General features: G+C 68.8%; 5 protein-coding genes. 2 read left to right on the forward strand and 3 right to left on the reverse strand.

The window, feature by feature from the left end:
• Positions 1-330 precede the first annotated feature (330 nt).
• The 3 genes from ABZ948_RS40695 to thyX all read right to left on the reverse strand — a co-directional run bounded on the left by ABZ948_RS40695 (position 331) and on the right by thyX (position 4024).
• Positions 331-2016, reverse strand: coding sequence for a ribonuclease J (locus ABZ948_RS40695; protein ID WP_359768170.1), 1686 nt, complete (start codon positions 2014-2016; stop codon positions 331-333).
• Between the two features lie 156 nt (positions 2017-2172).
• Complete coding sequence (dapA, locus tag ABZ948_RS40700) at positions 2173-3072, reverse strand: 4-hydroxy-tetrahydrodipicolinate synthase (RefSeq protein ID WP_359768171.1); 900 nt, start codon at positions 3070-3072, stop codon at positions 2173-2175.
• A gap of 211 nt (positions 3073-3283) precedes the next feature.
• Positions 3284-4024: an FAD-dependent thymidylate synthase gene (thyX, locus tag ABZ948_RS40705; protein ID WP_359768172.1), complete on the reverse strand. Its 741-nt coding sequence runs from the start codon at positions 4022-4024 to the stop codon at positions 3284-3286.
• Positions 4025-4201: 177 nt separating this feature from the next.
• Here thyX and ABZ948_RS40710 point away from each other — a divergent pair, with 177 nt between their 5' ends.
• Positions 4202-4441, forward strand: a complete 240-nt coding sequence (locus ABZ948_RS40710; RefSeq protein ID WP_359768173.1) for a hypothetical protein — start codon at positions 4202-4204, stop codon at positions 4439-4441.
• A 112-nt stretch (positions 4442-4553) separates the two neighbouring features.
• Positions 4554-5108 (forward strand): SCO5741 family PH domain-containing membrane protein, encoded by a 555-nt coding sequence (locus ABZ948_RS40715; protein WP_359768174.1) that lies wholly within the window; start codon positions 4554-4556, stop codon positions 5106-5108.
• Positions 5109-5186: the final 78 nt, after the last annotated feature.

Raw genomic sequence — 5186 nt, forward strand, 5'->3', positions numbered from 1 at the left:
GGAACGGTCGCTTCCTTTGTACTCACCCTCTCGGGCTTTCCTCCGGGCGCTTCCCTTCGGTCTTGCGTTTCCGACTCTATCAGATCTTTTCTCGACCCGATTTCCTCGGTGCTTTCCAGGTTCCCGCTTCCGCGTTTCCCTTTCCGGCGCATCCGACTTTATCAGAGGTTTCTCAGTCGGATTTCCCGCCCCGGCCGGACACGGTCCCCGGTGCCTGAGTTGGACCGGGTGCCCCGTCGGGAGGAGTTGTAAACCTACTGGAGCGGGGCGCCTCGATGCAAATCGAGGCGCCCCGCTCCCAGTTGGCACTGGCTCAGACCCGACGGGCCGTCAGACCTCCACCACGACAGGCAGGATCATCGGCCGGCGCCGGTACGTGTCCGAGACCCACTTGCCCAGCGTGCGGCGTACCAGCTGCTGCATCTGGTGGGGTTCGACCACGCCGTCCTGCGCGGAGCGTTCGAGTACCTCGGTGATCCGGGGGATCACATCGCCGAAGGCGGAGTCCTCGATGCCGGAGCCGCGGGCCTGGACGTGCGGGCCGCCGGTGATCTTCCCCGTGGACGAGTCGATGACCACGAAGACCGAAATGATGCCCTCGTCGCCGAGGATCTTGCGGTCCTTGAGGGCCGGCTCGCCGACGTCTCCGACGGAGAGGCCGTCGACGTAGACGTAGCCCGCCTGGACCTTGCCCGAGATCTTCGCCTTGCCCTCGACCAGGTCGACGGCGACGCCGTCCTCGGCGATGACGATGCGGTCGTGCGGGACGCCCGTGAGGGCGCCCAGCTCGGCGTTGGCACGCAGGTGACGCCATTCGCCGTGGACCGGCATCAGGTTCTTCGGGCGGCAGATGTTGTAGAAGTACAGCAGCTCGCCCGCGGAGGCGTGGCCGGAGACGTGGACCTTGGCGTTGCCCTTGTGGACCACGTTGGCGCCCCAGCGGGTGAGGCCGTTGATCACGCGGTAGACCGCGTTCTCGTTGCCCGGGATCAGGGACGACGCCAGGATGACCGTATCGCCCTGGACGATGCGGATCTGGTGGTCGCGGTTGGCCATGCGGGACAGGGCCGCCATCGGTTCGCCCTGGGAACCCGTGCAGACCAGGACCACCTCGTTGTCCGGGAGGTCGTCGAGTGTCTTGACGTCCACGACCAGGCCCGGCGGGACCTTCAGGTAGCCCAGGTCCCGGGCGATGCCCATGTTGCGGACCATGGAGCGGCCGACGAAGGCGACCCGGCGGCCGTACTCGTACGCCGCGTCCAGGATCTGCTGGATGCGGTGCACGTGGCTGGCGAAGCTCGCGACGATGATGCGCTTGCGGGCGCCCGCGAAGACCTGGCGCAGGACGTTGGAGATCTCCCGCTCGGGCGGGACGAAGCCCGGCACCTCGGCGTTCGTCGAGTCCGAGAGCAGGAGGTCGATGCCCTCCTCGCTCAGGCGCGCGAATGCGTGGAGGTCGGTGAGGCGGCTGTCCAGCGGGAGCTGGTCCATCTTGAAGTCGCCGGTGTGGACCACCATGCCCGCGGGGGTGCGGATGGCCACGGCCAGCGCGTCCGGGATGGAGTGGTTGACCGCGACGAACTCGCATTCGAACGGGCCGATGCGCTCGCGGTGCCCCTCCGCCACCTCCAGGGTGTACGGGCGGATGCGGTGCTCCTGCAGCTTGGCCTCGATGAGGGCGAGGGTCAGCTTGGAGCCGATCAGCGGGATGTCCGGCTTCTCGCGCAGGAGGAAGGGGACGCCGCCGATGTGGTCCTCGTGGCCATGGGTGAGGACGATGCCCTCGATGTCGTCGAGGCGGTCCCTGATGGACGAGAAGTCCGGCAGGATCAGGTCGATTCCGGGCTGCTCCTCCTCGGGGAAGAGCACTCCGCAGTCGACGATCAGCAGGCGGCCGCCGTACTCGAAGACCGTCATGTTCCGGCCGATCTCGCCGAGGCCGCCGAGCGGGGTGACCCGCAGGCCGCCTTCGGGGAGCGGCGGGGGCGGGCTGAGTTCAGGATGCGGATGACTCAAAAGACTCTCCTCACCACGCGCGCCACGTACCGGTTGGGCACGTGGCGCGCGTGACGTTCGTGCATGAGCAGTTGTCGTTGTGGGGTGGCGCGGGCACCGGTGGCCCGCTTATTCAGTTGTGAAGCACATGCGCGGGGGTTCGCGCGAAGTCTGATGTCAGAGCTGTACCCCGCCGGCGGCAAGATCGATCTTGAGTTGCTCGATCTCCTCGGGCGCGCACTCGACCATGGGGGCGCGCAGGGGTCCGGAGGGCAGGCCCTTGAGGGCGAGCGCCGCCTTGGTGGTCATCACGCCCTGCGTGCGGAACATGCCCGTGTAGACGGGGAGCAGCTTCTGGTGGATCTCGGTGGCCTTCTGGACGTCGCCCGAGGTGTACGCCTCGACCAGGGCGCGCAGCTCGGGGGTGACCACGTGGCCGACGACGGAGACGAAGCCGACCGCGCCGACGGAGAGCAGCGGCAGGTTCAGCATGTCGTCGCCGGAGTACCAGGCGAGGCCGGAGCGGGCGATGGCCCAGCTGGCGCGGCCGAGGTCGCCCTTGGCGTCCTTGTTGGCGACGATCCGCGGGTGCTCGGCGAGGCGGACGAGCGTCTCGGTGTTGATCGGGACGCCGCTGCGGCCGGGGATGTCGTAGAGCATGACCGGCAGGCCGGTGGCGTCGGCGACGGCCGTGAAGTGCCGGTAGAGGCCCTCTTGCGGGGGCTTGTTGTAGTACGGCGTCACGACGAGCAGGCCGTGTGCGCCGGTGCGCTCCGCCGCGCGGGCGAGTTCGATGCTGTGGTGGGTGTCGTTGGTGCCGACCCCGGCCACGACGTGGGCGCGGTCGCCGACGGCCTCCAGGACCGCCCGTACGAGATCCGATTTCTCCGCATCGCTGGTGGTGGGCGACTCGCCGGTGGTGCCGTTGATGATCAGGCCGTCGTTGCCTGCGTCCACCAGGTGGGTGGCGAGCCGCTGCGCGCCGTCGAGGTCGAGTGCGCCGTCCGCCGTGAAGGGCGTGACCATGGCGGTGAGGACCCGCCCGAAGGGGGTCTGCGGAGTCGAGGTCGGAGCCATGGGTTACACGCTACTCGTTGCTCAGGACCGGGTCTGCCCTCGGGGCAGGCGACAAGTCGTGACAAGGGTGGAGCCCGGCACTGCCTGCTCGGGGGTTCAAGCAGTGCCGGACCCGTTTGATCAGGCTAGATGAACTTCTCCAAATGCCGCAATACGGACACTTCGCGCGGCTGAACCGTACATCTGTACCTGATCGGGGAACGGGAGCGCGTTACGGCGCCACGCGCCCGTTCGCGTTGAAGGCGGCGTACGTGAGCGGCATGAGACGGGCCCACTCGGCCTCCATCTTCTCGCCGACCATCTCGATCTCGCGCTGCGGGAAGGACGGGACCTTCGCCAGCTCGTGCTGGGTGCGCAGGCCGAGGAAGTGCATCAGCGAGCGGGCGTTGCAGGTCGCGTACATCGAGGAGTACAGGCCGACGGGGAGGACGGCGCGGGCGACCTCGCGGGCGACGCCGGCGGCGAGCATCTCCTGGTAGGCCTCGTAGGACTGCCGGTAGGAGTCCTCCATCACACGGCCGACCAGTTCCTGCTGGGCCTGGGTGCCCTCCACGAAGACGTACTTGCCCGGGCGGCCCTCCTGGACGAGCTTGCGGGACTCGTCGGGGACGTAGAAGACCGGCTGGAGCTGGCGGTAGCGGCCGCTCTCCTCGTTGTACGACCAGCCGACGCGGTGCCGCATGAACTCGCGGAAGACGAAGATCGGGGCGCTGATCAGGAAGGTCATCGAGTTGTGCTCGAAGGGGCTGCCGTGCCGGTCCCGCATCAGGTAGTTGATCAGGCCCTTGGAGCGCTCGGGGTCCTTCTTCAGCTCGTCCAGCGACTGCTCGCCGAGGGTCGAGACGCGGGCGGCGAAGAGGACGTCCGCGTCGGACGCGGTGTGCTTGACCAGCTCGACGGTGACGTCGCTGCGGTAGCTGGGCTTGGTGTCGTCGGCGGGAGTGTCGGTCACGGTTGGCAGGGCCTTCCCATCTCGTCGTGTGGCGACGCCACTCTACGGCCCGGTGAAATCAGTGCTATCGGTGGCGTGCCGCAATGAAGTCGGTGAAACAGGGCACCTCTGAGGGAGTTCGCTCGTCTCTACAGATGAAAGTGATCCGTTCCACCCCTGAAGGGAGACGCACCCCTGATGTCCGGTCGGCGTGAACCCGTACCGTTCGCCTTCGTCGCAGAGGCCGACAGGTTCCGCAGCAATGTCACTCCCCCACCGCGTGAGCGGCTGTCCGTCGGCCAGATGGCCGGCCGATGGCTCATGGGACTCACCATCGTGGCGGGACTCGTGGGGTCCCTGGTCATCGGGACGCCCGCGCTGTCGCCCGACCATTCGGCCGACCAGCCTCAGCAGTCCCAGGCGTCCGAGAGGCGCTGAGCAGCACCGGGCCGGCCGTGACTCCATCCGGCCCCCCACCGGTGGTGACCGGGGACACAGATCGGTAGCCTCACCGGGCACAGCCCACGCATGGATCGAGTGAGGACCAGCCGTGCCCCTGCCCTTCCTGACGGCCGACCGCGTTTTCGAGGCGGCGGACGACGTTCCGCTCCCTTATGACGACCGTGACCGGTGGCGGCGGCCGTACCGGCCCGGGCCCTGGCGGGTGGGGGTGGCGGCGCTGGCGCTGCTGCTCGCCTCGTTCGTGCTCTTCGCCGCCGTCATCATCGCGGCGACGGCCGAACCGGCCTCCGCCGGCCTGGTCTTCGGTCTCGCGCTGCTCGTCATCGCCGCTGCGCTGCGGCTGCTGCGCATGGGCGTGTGGGTGAGCGCGCGGGGGCTGCGGCACGTGGGCTTCCTCGCGACGCGTACGGCCTCCTGGGAGCAGGTCACCTCCGTGCGTACGGTGCAGCAGCCGGTGCGCTGGCTGGGACTGCCCCGGACGGTGCAGGGCCAGGCGCTGCTGCTCGTGCGGCAGGGGCGGCCGGCGGACGGTCTGCCGCCGCTGCTGACCACGCACAACGCGGACTTCCTGGGCCGCACGGAGGCCTTCGACCGGGCGGCCGACTCGGTGGAGGCGTGGGCCGAGGAGTACGGCCCGCGCTGATCTGTTCATCCTCATGCCGGCGGGGCCGGACCGTGTGCCCGACGAGGCGATCGGCTGCGGCTTCCACGAGGCCGTGCG

The sequence above is a fragment of the Streptomyces olindensis genome (assembly GCF_040645895.1).
Lineage (GTDB): Bacteria > Actinomycetota > Actinomycetes > Streptomycetales > Streptomycetaceae > Streptomyces > Streptomyces olindensis.